This window comes from Brevundimonas sp. LPMIX5 (genome assembly GCF_003576505.1).
In the GTDB taxonomy this organism is placed as follows: Bacteria; Pseudomonadota; Alphaproteobacteria; order Caulobacterales; family Caulobacteraceae; genus Brevundimonas; species Brevundimonas naejangsanensis.
This window is the reverse complement of the sequence record NZ_QWTZ01000002.1, coordinates 608,727-627,698: the sequence shown is the minus strand read 5'-3', so window position 1 is coordinate 627,698 and position 18,972 is coordinate 608,727. Positions and strand designations below refer to the sequence as shown.

General features: G+C 67.2%; 13 protein-coding genes. 8 read left to right on the top strand and 5 right to left on the bottom strand.

Features of this window, described 5'->3' with window-relative positions; all coding sequences use genetic code 11:
• On the bottom strand, nt 1-870 hold the full coding sequence (locus D1604_RS04100; protein WP_119412279.1) for a bile acid:sodium symporter family protein: 870 nt from the start codon (nt 868-870) through the stop codon (nt 1-3).
• Nucleotides 871-891: 21 nt separating this feature from the next.
• A complete protein-coding gene (locus tag D1604_RS04095; RefSeq protein WP_119412278.1) occupies nt 892-2,568 on the bottom strand; it encodes an FAD-binding dehydrogenase in 1,677 nt (558 codons plus the stop codon).
• A 225-nt stretch (nt 2,569-2,793) separates the two neighbouring features.
• On the opposite strand from D1604_RS04095, the gene D1604_RS04090 reads away from it, so the two are divergent.
• The 8 genes from D1604_RS04090 (at nt 2,794) to D1604_RS04055 (ending at nt 13,709) form a co-directional block, all read left to right on the top strand.
• Nucleotides 2,794-4,317 carry a TolC family protein gene (locus D1604_RS04090; RefSeq protein ID WP_119412277.1) on the top strand — a complete coding sequence of 508 codons (1,524 nt, stop codon included), beginning with the start codon at nt 2,794-2,796 and terminating at the stop codon, nt 4,315-4,317.
• Entirely contained in the window at nt 4,314-5,366 is a 1,053-nt protein-coding gene (locus D1604_RS04085; RefSeq protein ID WP_233551853.1) for an HlyD family secretion protein, read from the top strand. The genes D1604_RS04090 and D1604_RS04085 overlap by 4 nt, the downstream gene beginning before the upstream one ends.
• On the top strand, nt 5,363-7,654 hold the full coding sequence (locus D1604_RS04080) for an ABC transporter permease (RefSeq protein WP_119412276.1): 2,292 nt from the start codon (nt 5,363-5,365) through the stop codon (nt 7,652-7,654). Before D1604_RS04085 ends, D1604_RS04080 begins: the two co-directional genes overlap by 4 nt.
• 168 nt (nt 7,655-7,822) lie before the next feature.
• Nucleotides 7,823-8,413, top strand: a complete 591-nt coding sequence (locus D1604_RS04075) for a hypothetical protein (protein ID WP_147399871.1) — start codon at nt 7,823-7,825, stop codon at nt 8,411-8,413.
• A gap of 69 nt (nt 8,414-8,482) precedes the next feature.
• Entirely contained in the window at nt 8,483-9,220 is a 738-nt protein-coding gene (locus D1604_RS04070) for a fimbria/pilus periplasmic chaperone (RefSeq protein ID WP_119412274.1), read from the top strand.
• A 1-nt stretch (nt 9,221) separates the two neighbouring features.
• Nucleotides 9,222-11,837 carry a fimbria/pilus outer membrane usher protein gene (locus D1604_RS04065; RefSeq protein ID WP_119412273.1) on the top strand — a complete coding sequence of 872 codons (2,616 nt, stop codon included), beginning with the start codon at nt 9,222-9,224 and terminating at the stop codon, nt 11,835-11,837.
• 16 nt (nt 11,838-11,853) lie between these two features.
• Nucleotides 11,854-12,735, top strand: coding sequence for a hypothetical protein (locus D1604_RS04060; RefSeq protein WP_119412272.1), 882 nt, complete (start codon nt 11,854-11,856; stop codon nt 12,733-12,735).
• Nucleotides 12,736-13,130: 395 nt separating this feature from the next.
• Nucleotides 13,131-13,709 (top strand): helix-turn-helix transcriptional regulator, encoded by a 579-nt coding sequence (locus tag D1604_RS04055; RefSeq protein WP_024354079.1) that lies wholly within the window; start codon nt 13,131-13,133, stop codon nt 13,707-13,709.
• An 18-nt stretch (nt 13,710-13,727) separates the two neighbouring features.
• Here D1604_RS04055 and D1604_RS04050 read toward each other — a convergent pair whose 3' ends face one another.
• The 3 genes from D1604_RS04050 to parE all read right to left on the bottom strand — a co-directional run bounded on the left by D1604_RS04050 (nt 13,728) and on the right by parE (nt 18,935).
• On the bottom strand, nt 13,728-14,912 hold the full coding sequence (locus D1604_RS04050) for a copper resistance protein B (RefSeq protein ID WP_233551852.1): 1,185 nt from the start codon (nt 14,910-14,912) through the stop codon (nt 13,728-13,730).
• Complete coding sequence (locus tag D1604_RS04040) at nt 14,909-16,729, bottom strand: copper resistance system multicopper oxidase (protein ID WP_119412269.1); 1,821 nt, start codon at nt 16,727-16,729, stop codon at nt 14,909-14,911. The genes D1604_RS04050 and D1604_RS04040 overlap by 4 nt, the downstream gene beginning before the upstream one ends.
• 91 nt (nt 16,730-16,820) lie before the next feature.
• Complete coding sequence (gene parE, locus D1604_RS04035; RefSeq protein WP_233551851.1) at nt 16,821-18,935, bottom strand: DNA topoisomerase IV subunit B; 2,115 nt, start codon at nt 18,933-18,935, stop codon at nt 16,821-16,823.
• Nucleotides 18,936-18,972: the final 37 nt, after the last annotated feature.

Sequence of the window (18,972 nt, the reverse complement as noted above, 5' to 3'; positions counted from 1 at the left end):
TTAGCCTGCGACGGCCGCCGTGCGCTTGCGGGTGATCAGCAGGCCGAAGGCGGCCGCCAGCGGGAACATCAGCACGCCATAGACGGCGCCGGGCAGGGTCATCTCCGGGCTGCGCAGCACCGATTGGGCGATGACGATGGCGAGGGTGGCGTTGTGCAGCCCGACCTCGAAGGCGCTGGCGATGGCCTGCGGGCGTTCGATCTTCAGCAGGCGGGGCACGGCGAAACCTATGCCCAGGCTGAACAGGCAGAACAGGATGACGATCCCCGCCAGGGCCTGGAAGTTGGCGAGCAGCACATCCAGGCTGGACGCCGCTGCGCCCAGGATCACCAGCGTCAGGATCAGGATAGAGGCGATACGGACCGGCCTGTCCATCGCCTGGGCGAAGCCGGGTTTCAGGCCGCGCACCAGCATCCCCAGAGCCACGGGAACCAGCACGATCATGAAGACCTCGAGGGTCTTGGTCAGTTGCAGGCCGACCTTCATGTCGCCAGGCTGGAAATAGGCCACGGCCAGGTTGACGATGACCGGCAGGGTCACCACGGCGATGACGGAGTTGATCGCCGTCAGACTGATGTTCAGGGCCACATCGCCGCGGAACAGGTGGCTATAGAGGTTGGCCGTTGTCCCGCCGGGCGAGGCCGCCAGCAGCATCATGCCGACCGCCAGGATCGGCGGCAGCCGGAACGCAAGCACCAGGGCGAAGCAGATCGCCGGCAGCAGAAGCAACTGACAGGCCAGCGCTACAGCCGCCGCCTTCGGCTGTCGGCCCACCCGGACGAAATCGGATGGCGTCAAGCTCAGGCCCAGGCCGAACATGATGATGCCCAGCGCGATCGGCAGCCCGATCAGGGTCAACGGCGAGCCCATAGGTCATTCCCCCTGTTGTCGTCAGTTCCGCCCGGAGAGCGCCCGTCCCGCCGCTCGCCCGGAGAAGATGCATCCGCCCAGGAAGGTGCCTTCCAGAGCGTTGTAACCATGCAGGCCGCCGCCGCCGAAACCAGCGGCTTCGCCTGCGGCATAGAGACCTTCCAGCACAGCGCCGTCGGGCGTCAAGACGCGGCTGGACAGGTCCGTCTGAAGTCCGCCCAGCGACTTTCGCGTCAGCACGTGCAGCTTGACGCCGATCAGCGGCCCCGCCTGCGGATCCAGCACCTTGTGCGGCGCCGAGGTGCGCGCCCAGCGGTCGCCTTTGTAGCGTCGGCTGTTGTGAATGCCCTGAACCTGAACGTCCTTGGAGTAGGGATTGTCCATCTGGGCGTCGCGATCCTCGATCTGGCGGCGGATCAGGGCCGGGTCGAGCAGCGGTTGCTCGGTGAGGCCGTTCATCTTCGCCACCAGCGTCTCCAGATCATCAGCGACGACGAAGTCGGCGCCCTTGTCGCGGAAGGCGGCCACCTCCTTCGGCGCGCCCTTGCCCAGACGCGAACGCAGGACGCCGAGAAGATTGCGGTTGGTGATGTCGGCGTTCTGTTCCGATCCCGACAGAGCGAATTCCTTGGCCAGCATCGTCTCGGTGACGATGAACCAGGAATGGTCGTACGCCGCCAGATCGGGCGTGGTGCGCAGGTGTTTCAGCGTCGCCATCGTGTCATAGCCGGGCAGCGCGGGATGCGGCAGGCGCCGACCCAGGGCGTCGAACCACAGAGGCGAGGGACCGGGCAGGATGCGGATGGCGTGCCGGGGCCAGATCGGCGCCCAGTTCCGCACCCCTTCGACATAGTGCCACATGCGGTCTCGGTTCACGAGGCGGGCCCCGGCCTCAGCGGCGATGTCCAGCATCCGGCCGTCGACATAGGCGGGGACGCCGGTGATCATTTCGCGCGGCGGCGCGCCCAGCCGTTCAGGCCAGTATCGCCGCACCAGTTCGTGATTGCCGCCTATGCCGCCGGTCGCCAGGATCACTGCGGGCGCCTTCAGGGTGAAGTCGCCGATGACGGTGCGGTTCGTCGGCGCTCCGCGCGGCGCATCATCCGGGGCCAGGACCGCGCCGCTGACGCCGACGACGCGGCCGCCCTCGACCAGCAGCTGATCGACGCGACGTCGGTGATGAAACGTCAGTCGATTTTGTTTCGCCGCATCCCTGGCCCTGTCGGCGAACGGCTCGGACACCCCGGTGCCGGTTCCCCAGGCGACATGAAAGCGGGGCACGGAATTGCCGTGGCCGAAGGCGGTCCCGCCGCCGCGCTCGGCCCACCCGACCATCGGAGTCAGTTTCACGCCGAGCTGCCGCAGCCAGCTGCGTTTCTCGCCGGCGGCGAACTCGACATAGGACCGGCCCCATCGCACAGCCCATTCATCTTCGGCGCCCGGCCCCTCAAGTCGGTCCCATCCGGCGCTGCCCTGCCAGTCACGCCAGGCCAGGTCGAGGCTGTCTCGCACGCCCAGACGCCGCTGTTCAGGCGAGTCGACCAGGAACAACCCGCCGAACGACCAGTAGGCCTGACCGCCTAGATTGCCTGCATTCTCCTGATCGATCAGGGCGACGCGCTGGCCCGCCGTCACCAGTTCATGACAGGCCGCCAGACCGGCGAGACCAGCGCCTACGACAATGACATCGGCGTCCATGAAGGCTCCATTTCGGTTAAGAGGCGGTTGAATATAGTACTGACATTGAAGTTAGTACTGTCTAGGGTCGAGAGCAACAGCAGCTAGGCTGTTTCGTCTCGCAGCCGGCCTCGAGGCAGGATTACAGACGAGGCTGCACGTGGAGAGCCAGCCGCTCCCCTGCTTGCTTGACGCAACGGCGGCGCGTCAGGATCGTTGGGGTCGGACGTGATACGGGGTGAAGCGATGATGATCAGTGGGGTCGGGCTGTGCGTCGCGCTGGCTGCGGGGCCGATGGCGAGCAGCCAGGAGGCGGAGCCGCAGGCGCAACTGACCGCATCTGCGCCCCGAAACGCCGAAGCGTCCCGCACCCCGTTGAGCTATGCAGAGGCTGAGGCGCGGCTGCGTTCGACGTCCAGCCTGAACCGGGCCGCGGGTTATGCGGTGGAGGCGGCGGAGGCTCAGGCGCGCGCCGCAGACGGCCTGAACCGACCGACGGTGTCGCTGGACGCTCAGTTGATCCGCTATCGCAAGACGTTCGACCTGTCGCTGGGCGAGCCGCTGGACCGGGCGCAGTCCGACATCAGCGCGGCCATTCCGGGTCTGATTTCAGGTCTGCCCGGCGTGCCGGGCGATGTTTTGGGCGTCGTGGAGCAGAGGCTGCAGGCGGCTCTGCCGGAGATTTTCGCCGCCCTGCCGCACGACATACGGCTGCAGGTGGACGATACGACGTTTCGCCCGACGGTGACGGCGCTTCAGCCCATCTATACCGGCGGCGCCATTCCGGCCCTGCGTCGGGCGGCGGAGGCCAATCTTGATCTGACCGAAGCCAAGCGTCGGGAAGCCGTCGATCTGGAAGGCGTCGGGCTGGCCCAGGCCTATTTCGGCCAGGTGCTGGCGGCCGAGGCGCTGAAGATCGCCATAGACACGCGCGACGGCTTTGATCTGCATCTGGACAACGCGCGCCGCATGGAGAGCGAGGGTTTCCTCAGCCGCGCCCAGACGCTTCAGGTCGAGGTGGCGCGCGACGCCGCCCAGCGCCAGGTCAACCGCGCCGAGCTGGAGCATGAAAACGCCGTCGCCTCGCTGGCGCGCGTGACGGACCTTGAGGACGGGGCGACGCCGACCACGCCGCTGTTCGTCAACCGCGGCCCGGTGGGACCGGCCGACCTGTTTGTGGACAGCGCGGGGCAGTCGAATGCGCGGGTCATTCAGGCGCAGGCCGGACGTGATCTGGCCGAGGCGGGGGCCGATCTGGCGGCGTCGCGGTTGAAGCCGTCGGTGTTCGCCTTCGGGACCTACAACCTGAACCCCGATGATTCCCTGCCGACCGAGCCGGACTGGGCTTTTGGCCTGGGCGCGCGCTACACCCTGATGTCTTCGGTGGACCGGCGACGGCTGCTCGGCGCCGCGCGCGCCCAGGCCTCGGCGGCGTCGCAAATGGAGCGCAAGGCCCGCGACGACGCCCGGCTGATGGTCACGCGCGCCTATAATCAGGTCGATCTGGCTCGGCGGCAGTTCCTGAGCATGGACAGCAGTCTGGAGGCCGCGCGCGAGAACCTGCGCGTGCAGGAGGTCGGCTTCCGCGAGGGCGAGGCGACGGCCGCCTCCGTGATCGACGCGCGCAACCTGTTGGGAACCGCGCGCCTGCAACGGGCGGCTGCGGCCTATGAATACGATCTGAGCCTGGCGGCGCTGTTGGCGACGTCGGGTAACGGACAGACCCTGAACGATTATCTGCAACGCGACGACCGGATCAGCGCCCCATGAGCGAGACGCCTTCCTCAGCCTATACGCCGCCCAAACCCGCCGAGGCGCCGCCGCCGAAACAGCGCCGTCCGCTCCTGCCGCTGATTGTCGCGGCGGGGGTGGCGCTGCTGCTGGTCTTCATCGTCGTGGGGCTGTTCCTGGCCGCCCGTCCGGCGCCGGATCAGGTGCAGGGCATGGTTGAGGCCGAGACCTTCACTGTCGCCACCAAGGTGCCCAGCCGCGTCGAACGTTTCATGGCCGCCGAGGGCGATCAGGTGACGGCTGGGCAGGAGCTGGCGCTGATGAGCAGCCCCGAGGTCGAGGCCAAGGACGCCCAGGCGCGCGCCCTTCTGCAGTCGACGCAGGCCATCCAGTCCATGAGCCGCGAAGGGGCCCGCGTCGAAGACGTACAGACGGTCGAGTCCATATGGCGCGCGTCACAGGCGACGGCCCGTCTGGCCGATCAGACTGCGCGCCGGGCCGAAAACCTGTTCGCCGAGGGCGTCATTTCCGCCCAGCGCCGCGACGAGGCGGTGGCTGCTCGCGCCGCAACGGCGTCGCAGTCCGAGGCCGCGCGCCAGCAGTATCTGAAGGCGCAGGCCGGAACCCGTCCGCAGGAGAAGTCGGTCGCCGACGCCAACGTCAGCGGCGCCCGCGCCGCCGTCGCCGAGGTCGAAAGCCTGCAGGGCGAGACCCGTCTGACCGCTCCGCATGGCGGCGAGGTGTCGGAACGCTTCGCCAATGTCGGTGAGCTGGTGCTGACGGGCGTGCCGGTGTTCACCATCGTCGATACGTCTGATCCGTGGGTCGCCTTCAGCGTGCGCGAGGACCAGTTCCGCGACCTGAAGATCGGCGCGACCGTGCGCGGGGATGTGCCTGCGCTGGGCGTAAAGGGCGCGGTCTTCCGCGTCACCGCCATCAGCCCGCAGGGCGAGTTCGCCACCTGGCGCTCGACCCGGCAATCCAGCGGCTATGACGTCCGCAGCTTCCAGGTGAAGGCCAAGCCCGCACGGCCAATCGAGGGCCTGCGGCCGGGCATGAGCGTCCTGTTCGACTGGTCGGCGCGATGAAGGGGGGGGCGGCCGTCTTTGTTGCGGCCGTTCAGGACGAGGCGCGGCGGCTGGCGACCCGACCGTGGGACGCCTTCGTCGCCTTCGGCCTGCCGCTGATCCTGTTGGCGGTGATCGCGGCCATGCTGGCGCCCGGCGTGATCCGTCAGGCCCCGGTCGCCGTGGTGGATCAGGACAACTCGGCCTTCAGCCGTGCGGCGATCCGCAACATGGAGGCCAGCCCCGGCGTCCGGGTGGCACACGCCCCGGCGACGGTGGATGAGGCCGTAGCCCTGATGCGGCGCGGCGAGGTCTACAGCATCGCTCACTTTCCTTCGGGCTTCAGCGAGGGCGCCTTCCGTCGACCGGAGCAGGTGACGGTGTCGTTCAACGGCGCTTTCCAGACCGTCGGCGCCCTGTCGGCTCTGGGCCAGTCGTCAGCTATCGCCTCGGCCGCCGCGCCCCGGCTGGAGGAGAGGGCGCGCCAGATGGGGCTGCCCGCCACGGCGCTGGAGCCGCCCGCAGTTCAGGTGTCGATCATCGGCAACCCGCAACTGAGTTTCGAACTCTTCCTCGGCGGCCTGCTGGCGCCCGGCGTACTGCATTTGCTGGCGGCCTGTTCGGCGGTGCTGGCGGTCGGACGGCTGATGCAGGGCGGTTCCGTCCAGACTTTCAGGGCCCGGGCTGGCGGGCGGACGACGGCGGCCCTGATGGGGACGCTGATCCCGCATTTCGTCATCTTTACCCTGTGGGGGCTGGCCTGGATCGGCTGGCTGTGCGGGATCAGGGGATGGGGCGTGGCGGGGTCTTTGCCCCTGCTGATGCTGGGCGTGGTCGCCCTGATGGCGGTCAGCGTCGCCCTGTCGGCCCTGCTGGTCGCCCTGCTGGGGGATGTCGACATGGCCTTCTCGGGCACCGCCATCTATTCGGGCGCCGCCATCGCCTTCTCGAACGGAACCCTGCCGCTGGATCACGGGCCGCGGTTCGCCCGAATCTGGAGCGATATCCTGCCCTACACCCACTATCTTCGGCTGCAGACCGGCCAGATGGTGACCGGCGCAGCGCCCGGCGGGGCCTGGCGCGATCTGACGATCCTGAGCGTCGTTACCGTGATCGCCCTGATCCTGGCCGCCGTGCTGATCGGCCTGCGCGCCCGCCGCGCGCCCAAGGCGGAAGCGCTGGCCTTTCCCCTGCCGGAACAGGGCGTGGGCGCTACTTTCATCGCCACATTCCGCAACCTGCCGCGCGCCCGGCCGGTCAGCAGCCTGCTGATCCTGGCTGTGGTCCTGTACGCCTTCTATTATCCAGCGGCCTATGCCGGGCAGGCGGCGACGGGCCTGCCGGTCGCCGTGGTGACGCCGACGCAGAGCGCCCTGACCCGCGCCCTGGTCGAAGACCTCAACGCCTCCCACGCGGTCGAGGTCGCCGCCGTGATCCCTTCGACCGCCGAGGCGTCCGACCTGATGCGGCGAGGGGTGGTGGACGGCGTCGTCATCCTGCCTGACCGGTTTGAGAGCGATCTGGCGCGCGGCGCCCCCAGCGGCGTCGCCGTCTGGCTGAACGGCGGCTATCTGGTCCGGGTCACCTCTGTCGGCAAGGCGGTCGCGGCTGCTGCCGCCCACGTCGCCGAGACGCGGCTGGAGGGCCTGCCTCAGGCCGCCCGCGCGGCGAAGCTGGCGCCGACGCTGAAGCAGGAGTCCCTGTTCAATCCGACGGAAGGGTATGGCGATTACGCGGTGCCGGCCGTCAGCCTGATCATCCTGCAGCAGACCCTGCTGCTGGGCGCCGGCGTCATCTCCGCCCTGCGCCGCGAGACCGGCGCGGCCCCCATGCGACGCAGCGCAAGACTGGGCCTGTGGCTGGCGCTCACGGCGATCGGCACGGCGTCCTGCCTGTTCTATTTCGGCTTCGTCTTCTGGGTGCAGGACTATCCGCGCGGCGGCGATCTGGGCGGGGTTGTCCTGCTGTCGCCGGTGTTTGCGGCCGCGGTCTCGGCGCTGGGGCTGCTGTTGGGCGGCTTGTTCGATCGTCACGAGCGGGTGCTGCAGGTGCTGGTCGGAACCTCGGCGCCTCTGTTCTTTCTGACGGGTGCGGCCTGGCCGCATTTCATGATGCCCAAGCTGCTGGTCTGGTTGGCCCATCTGTCGCCGTCGACCGCCGCCGTCCAGGCCTTCGTGCCGATGAACGCGATGGGCGCCAGTCTGGGGGAGGTCGCTCCGCAGGCGGTGGGGCTCGCTGCGCTGGCGGTGATCTTCGGCGCCCTGTGGCTGCTGCTCGGTCCTCCGCGCAGCAGCGCGGCGCAGTCGTAGTGGTGAATGATTAGTTAAAATTGACTAGTCCAAGATGAGTAGCAACCTTGGGGATGTTGGTCTTCGGGGCAGGTTGTAAATGGCGAGATTGTGGCGATCAGCCGCAAGTCCAGACATCGGAATCGACAGTCTGGGGTCTCGTTAAACAACCCATTCCCGGAGGCGAAGATGCGTACTTTGATGATGACTGCGGCCGCCACCGCCGCAGCAGCCCTGCTGGCTCTGCCTGGTGTTTCCAGTGCTCAGACCAATGTGACGGTCAGCACCAGCGTGACCAACTTCTGCGGCATCGGCCTGGCCAACGTGGCTGGCGGCAATGTCGCCGTGGCCAATGGCGCGCGCCAGAAAGTCACGACCCTGCGGATGTCGTGTAACGCCCCGACCGGCGCCAAGCTGACGTCCAGCGCCCAGAACGGCGACTTCAAGTCGGCCGATGGCGTGTTGATCAACTACGACTGGGACCTGGTCGTCCAGCAAGTGCCGAGCCTGGGCTTCCCGGCTCAGGACACCTGGCCGGGCAGCCCGGCGGTGGTCACCGACTCGGGCGGCTATAGCCAGGCTCTGGCCGACGGCATCTTCGCCGATCTGTTCCTGAACCTTTGCTACAACGTTCCGGGCGGCTCCGGCGTCGGCGGCACTCAGGGCGATACGACCCCCGGTTCGTCGGGCTGCGCGGCTGCGCCGTCCGGTCCGGGCGCGGCGTCGGCTCCGGCCGGCACCTATACGGAGGTCTTCACCTTCTCGCTGAACCCGGCTTGATCGAGCCAGAACGGGGAGCTCGCAAGGCTCCCCGTTTTCTTTTCACATTACTGCAGGGGAGATGCAGTCATGAGATTTCAAGTCGTCGCAGCTTCAGTGCTCTGCCTGATGATGGCCATGACGCCGGCGTCCGGTACGCGCGCCATGGATGTCTCGCCGATGGTGGCCAAGATCACGCCTTCAGGAAGCGGATCCAGCTACCGACTGACCGTGCGCAATACGGCCACGGCGCCGGCCACCGTGGAGATCGAAGTCTATCGGATGCAGGTCGATGAAAACGGCGCCCGCAGCCTAGTTCCAGAAGACGACGACATCGGGGTCTTTCCGGTCCAGTCCGTCATTCCGCCCAATCGCGAGCAGGTGGTGCAGGTGCGCTATCTGGGCGACAGCGCGCCGCAGGGCCGGATGTACCTTGTGCGGGCGGCGCAATTGCCGATCGACATGCAGGCGGTCACCGGCGAGGACGAAGCGGGCGCTGACGTCAAACTGGCCTTCACGATCAATACCTATGTTTTTGTGGCGCCGGCCAGCGCCAGGGCGGCGGTCGAGGTGACCTCCGCTTCCCGCGCGGCGAATGGCGACATCCTGCTGACGGCGCGCAATACGGGCGACGGGTTCGCTCACCTGCGCGAGGCGCGTTTCACGCTCAAGACGGCGGACGGCAAGGCGCATGAGATTCCTGCCGCCGAGGTTGATGTCGGCGAGGTCAGCGTGATGGCGGGCGGCGCCACGCGTAATATGCGTATCCCTGCGGCGTTGGCGGCAGGCGCCAGCGGCGATGTGACCGCCTCGATCGTGCTGCTGTGAGATGCCCGGCTCCAATCGGATCTGGCGGCGCCTCGGCGCTGCGGCCTGCCTGGGCGGCAGCGTCGCGTCGGCGAGCAATGCTGAAACGCCGTTCGCGGGAGATGAGGTTATTCGCACGGCGCCCAACTATTCCGAAGTCACCTACGGCGCCGCCGCCGTAGTCCCGGTCGAGCGAGGCGCCCCTGACGTCCTGCTCGCCGCCGGCGCCGCGTCGAGTGTTCCCCCCGCGCTCGACGCGGTGGCCGGCGGACCTCAGGATCAGACGCCGTCCGCCCGGCCCAACCCGGTGCTGAGTCCCATCCAGGGGCCGCTGACCCTTGATGGCCGCTATCTGGGCGATCTGGCGGGGGAGGTGGATCTACAGGGCGAGGGTGTGGTCGACGCGCAGGCGCTGATGGACCTTCTGGGCCCCAGTCTGGCGCCCGCCCAGCGCGATCGGCTGAAGACGATCATCGCGTCGCAGAAACGCGTCAACATGGCGGACCTGCGAGACGAAGGCTTTTCCCTGAGTTTTGATCCTCTGGCGCTGACCTTTGTGGCCGAACTCTCGGCCGGGGCGCGGGCGCGTCGCGATGTCAGCTTCAATCGCAATGAGTTGGTCGATCCGGCGGCCTTTGACCAGCCCTCCAACTTCGCGGCCGGCGCCAATATCACGATGGCGCAGCAGTATTCCCACACTGAAAGCCGGTTCGCGCCGCTCTCGGGCGGGATCGACATGTTCGCCAATTTCGGCGGCTTCGACGGCGTGACGCTGACGGCGGGCGTCGACTATGACGGCGCATCATCCGATGAGCGTTGGCGCCGCCGTGAAATCCGACTGACCAAGGACCTGTTCCAGTCGGCGGTGCGGTTGACCGCGGGCGAGTTCGCTCCGCCAGTCGAGAGCTTTCAGGGATCGCGACGGTTTCTGGGCCTGTCGGCGGCGCGCGCCTATTCGACCATTCGGCCCTTTCAGAACGTGCGTCCGGCCGGGCGGCGGCAGTTCGTGCTGGATCGCCCCGCCCTGGTGGTGGTCGAGGTCAACGGTGTGATCATCGAGCGGCTGCGGCTGGACGCCGGGCCTTATTCGCTGGGCGACTTTCCGTTCGGCCAGGGCGCCAACACCGTTCGGCTGCTGATCGAGGACAATACGGGTCAAAGAGAGATCGCCGTGTTCGATCTGTTCGGCGGCGCGGGACTGCTGGACCCCGGCGTAGTGGACTTCGGCGTGTCGGCGGGCGTGCTGGAGGAGGGCGGATCGCTGGAATACGGCTCGTCGCTGGCCGCGTCGGGCTTTGTCCGCAAGGGGATCAGCGACGTGCTGACTCTCGGGGCCAACGCTCAATTGGCTCAGGGGCGCGGCCAGGCCGGCGGTCTGGCCGTGTGGGGCAGCCGCCTCGGACTGGTCCAGGCGAGCGCCGCCGTCAGTCATAACGGCGACACCGACGAGCAGGGCTATATCGCCTCGATCGACTACCTGCGCGAGACGACGTTCGGCCGAGAGGTGGATCTTCGCCTTGTGGCGTCGGTACAGGCGACCAGCCGTTATTTTCAGAATGTCTTTGAGAACACAGCCTTTAACCGTGAGCAGTGGCGTGCGGCCGGTCAGGCGTTGTTGCGGTTCCGCGCCTATACGCTGGGGTTCGGTGCGGCCTATGTGAAGGGGCGGGGCGAGCGGGATCGAACCGATCTGAACCTGAACTTCGGCCGCACCTTCCGTCGTTTCGGCGTCAATATGACGGTGCAACGCACGACCGCCCTGGACGGCCGCGACGACACGCGGTTCGGCATCAACCTGACCACTCGTTTCGGGGGGCGGTGGAGCGGCGTGGCCCGGTACGACACCCAGAACGACCTGCGCGAGGTGGGCATTTCGCGGGCCGCTACAGGTCGGTTGAACGATCTGAGCGGCGATCTGCGCTTCTCTGAGGACGGGACGCAGCAGACCATCGCGGGCGACCTGCGCTACATCAACAACCGCTTCGATGCGGAGATCGTCTCCAATCGGCTCGTCTCCAACCTGACCGACGGACAGACGCGGCAGGAGTCGTTGTGGCGGGTCTCGACCATGATCGGCTATGCGGACGGCGCCTTCGGCATCGGACGCTCGGCGCGCGAAGGTTTCGTCATCGCCACCGGCCACCCGACGTTGAAAGGCGCGCGCGTCAGCCTGACGGACTCCAGCGGCTATCCGGTCGCCAACAGCGGCTGGTTCGGCCCGGCGCTGGCGGGCGTCGATCGCGGCTATGGCGTGCGGCGCTATGAGCTGGAGGTCGACCCCCTGCCGGAAGGCTATGACCTGGGCTCCGGCGTGATCTCGGCATTCCCTGGTTTCGGCAACGGCTATCGTTTCGTCGTCGGCAGCGACGCTTCGCACACGGCGCGCGGCTATCTGATGTCGCCTGAGGGACCGGTCGCCTTGATGGGGGGGCTGATCGTGGCGGCCGAGGCTCAGGACGAAGCGCAGGGCAAACCCTTCTTCACCAATCGCAATGGGCGGTTCATCGCCGACGGCCTGGCCCCCGGACGCTATCGACTGGTGATCAAGGGCCGGACAGTGGGGGAATTCGTCATCCCGGACAACGCGGAAGGAGTAAGCGATGTGGGAGAAATTAAAACCCCCGGCCCTGTGTCATAAGGCGCGGCTGCGGCTGATGATCGGGACAGCGGGCCTGTTGGCGGCCGCAGCCCTGGCGTCGAGCGTATCGGCTCAGGCGTGCGATCTGGCGGTGCGGGACGGACCGCAGACGGTGCGGATCGAGTACAATCCCTTCGCCATCGGACCGTCAGCCGGCGCGCTGGACGTCGGCCTGGAGAACCGGGGCGAGGCCGCCTGCGATGTGCGGATGTCGTTCACCGACGACATCGGCCTTGAAGTCACCAGCGTGGTCCTGGGCAATGTGGGCGTGCAGTTCCGACCGCGTGAGGCGTCGGGCGTGCAGATGGCCGACGTGCAGACAGCCGTGTTTCAGTATCAGCTTCCCGCAGGCGCCAAGGGGCAGGCGCAGTTCGACGCTGCTGTGGTGCAGGGAGCGGTCGCGGACGCCGGCGAATACGGTGTGAACCTGCGTCTGGTGATGAAGACGGCGGACGGAGAACCGATCGGAGCGCCGATCCCGGTGCGGCTGATCCTTCAGGCGACGCCGAGAGCGCAACTGAATCTGGCCGGGGCGGCGGGCGCTTTCGGCACGGGCTCCAGCGTCGAGGTCGTGGATTTCGGCGAGGCGATCGCCGGGGTCACGCGGCGGATATTCCTTCAGGTCCGGGCCAACACCCTGGCGACGGTGTCGATCGCCTCCCAGCATGGCGGCGTCATGCATCGGGTGGAAGAGGCGCCCAACGCCCCGACCTTGCCCTATACGGTCGAACTGGATGGCGATGATGTTGATCTGTCGGCCCTGTGGACAAAACAGATTGATCCGCCGCGGACCCTGGCCGGTATTTCCATTCCGATGACCTTTGTTCTGGGTCCGGTCGCCGGGGCTATGGAGGGCCGCTATGCGGATGTTCTGACCATAGACATCTCCCCGAAGTAGACTGACCCATTTTGGGACTTTAAATGGTCGTAATAAATTTCGTGCCAGAAAGGTTGTGTTCTTGGTATCAGGTTCTGTGTTCGTTGTGGCATCAAAGTCATCGTAAATTTTGACTTGAGCTAAGTTGATGATGTTCTCTAGGTAGAATCTTTAAGGCAGAGCTTATTAAAATCTCGGTTTCTCATTTTGAAGCTTGAAACTCGCTGTTATGCGTCCAAGAATGAGATTGCTGAGGATGCGCTGTTCAGCTTCGCGGAGCTGATGGGTCAGTAGGGCCGGGCGTGCGGGAGGTTAGGGCGATGATGGGAGAGCAGACCACGACAACGCTTGGATCGGACACGGCGAGCCCTGTGGACGGGTTGTTGATAAGCCGACCCGCGACGACTTTTGCCGATATGCGGACGTTCTACTCTCCTTCAGCGCCTCGTGATCTTCCGGAAGCCGACGCCTGGTTTGAGGCTGACGATACAGCCCGTTTTATTCTCGACACGGAAGGCCGGGTTCTGCGCACGAACGCCAAGGCGCGAGCGCTGGCCGATTGCGGCATGGTGGGGTCGCGCGGCCTGTTCATCTGTGCGGCGCATCGCAGCCGGGCGGAACTGGACGCGCTATTGCGGGATCTGGCCCATGGAAATCGGACGAGCGGACGCATCCTGTTTCGTACCGGCGACGACGAATGGTGCATCCTGGATCTTATGACGACGCCCGAGGCGCCGTGTCGGGTGTTCGCCACGGCGCAGCCGGTCAAGCCGCTGGATCTGGCCAAGATCACGGCTCTGGGGGCGGTCTTCGGCCTGACCCGCGCCGAGACGGCGGTGCTGCTGCACTTGACCGCGGGCGCCACGCCCAAGGACATCGGCCGCAAGCTGGACATGTCGATCCATACCGTGCGGGCGCACCTGCGCTCGATCTGCATGCGGATGGGCGTCAGGGGCATCAACGGCGCCCTGCGGCTCAGCTTTCAGATGAGCTGACCCGACTGCTGGGACGGCTCAGAACCAGGCTTTGACGCCGACCACGAAACGCGTGTCCTCGGGATCACCGCCTCTGGCTTTGGCGTAGTCGGCGGTGTCTCCCAGCGAACGGCTCCATTCGAGGCCGACGTAGGGAGCGAACTCCTTGCGGATCTCGTAGCGCAGGCGCAGGCCCGCCGTAACTGAAGTGACGCCCGAGCCGATTTCCAGTTCCGGGATGTCGCTGGCCGACAGCGCCAGTTCCAGCGCAGGCTGCAGGATCCATTTCTGGGTGAGGCGCTGGTCGTATTCGGCCTCGATCCGCGCGGTCAGGTCCCCTTCGGTCGACAGGAAGGCGGCGGCGCCTATTTCGAACCAGTAGGGAGCCACGCCGATAAGGCCGACGGTCAGGTGGGTCGTATCCTCGCTATCCGGGCGGAAGTCCTGACGCACGCCCGCCTGCACGTCCCAGAAGGGGGCGATGGCGCGGCTGTAGAGAGCCTGGAACTCGACCTCGTGCAGCTTGCCGTCGATCTCGCCTTCGCCTTCGGTCTTCCACCAGAAGCGGTTGATGTCGCCGCCGGTCCAGCCCTGGGCGCTCCAACTGTAGCTGTCGGCGCTGTCGCCGAACCCGGCCTCGAGGGCGTCGATGAAGACGGCCGTCGAGCGGATGTCGCCGTTCTCGGCCAGAAGCTGCTTGCGCGCCGCCGCCATGACGGCGGGGTCGTACAGCAGATCGGCGGCATGGGCCGGGGCCGTGCGAGCGGCGGTCGGAGGCGGCGTCTCGACGAGGCGGCCGCCGACGGCGTCCACGCTGGTCGGAATGTTCGGTCCGCCGCGCATGGCGCTCATGTCATGGCCGGCATGAGGATCGGGGGGTTGGACAGCGTCATGCCCGACGTGACTGCTCATGTCGTGACCGGCGTGCGGGTCGGCCTGCGCATTTTGAGCAGGCGCCATGTCATGACCCGCATGGGGATCAGCCGGAGCGGCGCCGTGTCCAGCGTGACCGCTCATGTCGTGACCGGCGTGCGGATCGGCTTGCGGTTTTTGAGCCGGAGCCATGTCGTGGCCTGCTGGGGCGGCGGCCGGGGCGGACGCCGCCGAGACTTGGCCTGAATGACCAGCGTGACCGGCATGGCCGTCGTGGTTCTGGGCCAGGGCGGGGCCGCCTGCGGCCAGCATCAGGGGCGCGAGGGCCAGAGAGAGCGTTAGCGGCTTCACGAGGCGGCTCCATCCAGCGGGCGCACGGTGACGACGTTGAACATGCCCGCGTGCATGTGCATCAGCAGGTGGCAGTGGAAGGCCCAGTCACCGGGCGCGTCGGCCGTCAGGTCGAAAGTGACCTTGCCGCCGGGGGCGACGTTGACCGTGTGCTTCAGCGGCTGGTGGCCGTCGTGGCCGTTGACCAGTTCGAAGAAGTGGCCGTGCAGGTGGATGGGGTGGGCCATCATGGTGTCGTTGACCAGCGTCACCCGCACCCGCTCGTTCAGCTCGAAGCGGATCGGTTCGACCACCTCCGAGAATTTGCGACCGTCGAAGCCCCACATGAACCGCTCCATATTGCCGGTCAGGTGGATTTCCATCGTGCGCGAGGGCGCGCGAGCGTCCCTGTTGGGCGTCAGGGCGCGCAGGTCGGCGTAGACGAGCACGCGGTGGTCGACGTCTTCCAACCCCTGCGGCCGGTCGGCCAGACGGTTGGACGGGGCGGGCGAGATCATATCCACGCCGACGCCGACCGCCATGTCTGCCGGGGCGTTGTTCGGATCGCGCATGCTGTGGCTCATGCTGCCGTGGTCCATCGGCGCGGCAGATGCTGTAGCGCCCGCCGCTGCTCCATGGCCCATGGCCGCGTGGTCCATCTCTGCGGCTCCGTGAGCGGCGTGATCCATTCCGCCGTGATCCATGCCGCCCATGCTCCCACCCATGCCCATGTCCTTCATGGTCAGGTTCGGAACCTGGCGCAGCGGCGGGACCTCGGCGGTCATGCCCAGGCGGGGCGCCAGGGTGGCGCGGCCCATGCCCGAGCGGTCGATGGCTTCGGAGACGATGGTGTAGGCGCGGTCCTCGCGAGGGTGGACGATGACATCATAGGTCTCGGCGACCGAGATCTGGAACTCGTCCACCTCGATCGGCTGGACGTTCTCGCCGTCGGCGTTGACCACGGTCATCGGCAGGCCGGGGATGCGGACGTTGAAGATCGACATGGCCGAGGCGTTGATGATGCGCAGCCGCACCTGCTCGCCCGGCCGGAACAGGCCGGTCCAGTTCTCGTCCGGGCCGTGGCCGTTGACCAGATAGGTGTAGGTCGTGCCGTTGACGTCCAGAATATCGCGCGGATCCATCCGCATCTGGCCCCACATGCGGCGCTCGGACAGGCTCATGCGATCCGATCCATCCAGCAGGCCGGCCAGGGTGGTCTTCTGCTGGTTGAAGTAGCCGGGGCTCTTCTTCAGCTTGTCGAGGATGTCGTGCGGATGCAGGAAGCTCCAGTCCGACAGGACCAGGACGTGCTCGCGGTCATAGGCGACCGGGTCGGCGCCTGCCGGATCAATGATCATGGGGCCGAAATGGCCGATGGCTTCCTGCAGGCCGGAATGGCTGTGATACCAGTAGGTGCCCGACTGCCTGACCGGGAACTCATAGACGAAGGTTTCGTGCGGCTTGATGCCGGGGAAGCTGATGCCCGGCACGCCGTCCATCTGGAACGGCAGCAGCAGGCCGTGCCAGTGGATCGAGGTGTCCTCGTCCAGATGATTAGTCACCGAGAGGCGGACGTTCTGTCCTTCGCGCAGGCGGATCAGCGGGGCGGGAAGCGTGCCGTTGACGGTCACGGCATGGCCCGTGCGCCCGCCGACGGTGAAGGACGAATGGCCGACGCTCAAGGCCACGTCGGGGCCATGCAGGGTCGGCAGGTCGGCGCGCAGTCCCGCCGTGCCGCTGCGCGCCCAGACCGGAACCAGCCCCTGCGCCGCCAGCAGGCCCAGACCCCCAGCCGCGCCGCGCAGAAGGCTGCGCCGGTCGGTTCCGATGATGGCCATGCGTCGTCTTTCCCGTGAAATCAGACGCGGTTTGTGAGCCTTCCCACAAGGGGAAGGTCAAGCGTGCGCAGTTGTCGCGGGAAGGGCGGGGTCAGACGTCCAGGTCGGCGACGGCGAAGCGGGCGTTCTCCTGGATGAAGTGATAGCGGGCCTCGGCCTTGCGGCCCATCAGGCGCTCGACCAGATCCTCGATCTCTTCTTCGCTGTCGGGCAGGGAGACGCGGGCCAGGGTCCGCTTCTTCGGATCCATGGTGGTCTCTTTCAACTGAGAGGCCATCATCTCGCCCAGACCCTTGAACCGGCCGATCTCGGTCTTCTTGCCCTTGAATACGGTGGCCAGAAGCTCGTCGCGGTGGTCGTCGTCGCGGGCGTATTCCGACAGCGCCCCGGCCGAAATCCGGTAGAGCGGGGGCAGGGCCATGTACAGCCGCCCCTGACGGATCAGGTCCGGCATGGAGCGGTAGAAGAAGGTGATCAGCAGGGCCGCGATGTGGGCGCCGTCGACGTCGGCGTCGGTCATGATGACCACGCGCTCATAGCGAAGGTCGTCGACGCTGAAGCGGCTGCCCGCCTGAACGCCGAGGGCCAGCATCAGGTCGGTCAGTTCGACATTGGCGCGCAGCTTGTCCGCCGTGGCCGACGCGACGTTCAGAATCTTGCCGCGCAGGGGCAGGATGGCCTGGGTCGTGCGGTCGCGCGCCTGTTTGGCCGAGCCGCCAGCCGAGTCGCCCTCGACGATGAACAGTTCGGTGCCCTCGGCGGCTTGACGGCTGCAGTCCGACAGCTTGCCCGGCAGGCGCAGCTTCCGCGTGGCGGCGGCGCGCTGGACTTCCTTGTCCTTGCGGCGGCGCAGGCGATCCTCGGCGCGGTCGACGACGAAGCCGAGCAGGGCGTTGGCCTGTTTCGGGCTTTCGGTCAGCCAGTGGTCGAAGGGGTCGCGCAGCAGTTGTTCGGCCAGACGCGCGCCCTCGGGCGAGGACAGGCGGTCCTTGGTCTGGCCCTGGAACTCGGGGTTGCGGATGAAGATGGAGATCAGGGCGCCGGCGTTGGCGATGACGTCCTCGGCCGTGATCTGGGCGGCGCGCTTTTCGTTGATCAGCTCGCCATAGGCCTTCAGCCCCTTGACCAGGGCGGCGCGGAAGCCGGCCTCGTGCGTGCCGCCGTCGGGCGTCGAGACGGTGTTGCAGTAGGAGGCGACGAAGCTGTCGGCGTCGCCGAAGCCGATGGGCGACCAGGTGACGGCCCATTCCAGCGCGCCGGCCTCGCCCTTGCGCTCGACGCGGCCGGCGAAAACGGGGGTTACGGTTTCCAGCTCGCCCACGCGCTCGGCCAGGGCGTCGGCCAGACCGCCGGGGAAGTGCAGGGTCGCCTGAGCAGGCGTCTGGTCGGTGATGCGCTCCGGGGCGCAGGTCCAGCGGATTTCGACGCCACGGAACAGATAGGCCTTGGCCCGCGTCATGCGGAACAGGCGGGCGGGCTTGAAGGTCGCGCCGACGCCGAAAATCTGCTCATCCGGCTTGAACCGGATCAGGGTGCCCTTCTTCTTCGACGGGCCGAGCTGCTGGATCGGGCCTTGCGACAGGCCCCGGCTGAAGGACTGGCGCCATTCGAAGCCGTCGCGCCAGACGGTGACGTCCAGGCTTTCCGACAGGGCGTTGACGACCGAGACGCCGACGCCGTGCAGGCCGCCCGAGGTCTCATAGGCCTTGCCCGAGAATTTGCCGCCCGAGTGCAGCACCGTCATGACGACTTCCAGCGCCGACTTGCCCGGATGGCGCGGGTGCGGATCGACCGGGATGCCGCGCCCGTCATCGCGCACCGACAGATAGCCGTCGGCGTCCAGATCGACGGTGATCAGTTTGGCGTGCTTGGCGACGGCTTCGTCCATCGCGTTGTCGAGCACTTCGGCGAACAGGTGGTGCAGGGCGCGCTCGTCGGTGCCGCCGATATACATGCCGGGGCGTTTGCGGACGGGCTCCAGGCCCTCCAGCACCTCGATCGAGGAGGCGGAATAGCCGGTGGCGGCCGCCGTCGCCGTGCTGGCGTGGGACGTCAGCTCGACCTTGGACTCATGCACCGGCGCAGGCGCCGCCTGCATGGCCGCTAGAGGGGCCGCCGGGGGCTTCGCCGCAGGAGCGGGCGCCGCAGTGGGAGCGGCGGGCTTGGTCGGTTCGGCGTCGTCGAGCTTGGAAAACAGATCGTCCATCAGGGCATTTTGCGGCGATTCGGGGCAGGGTCTGGTA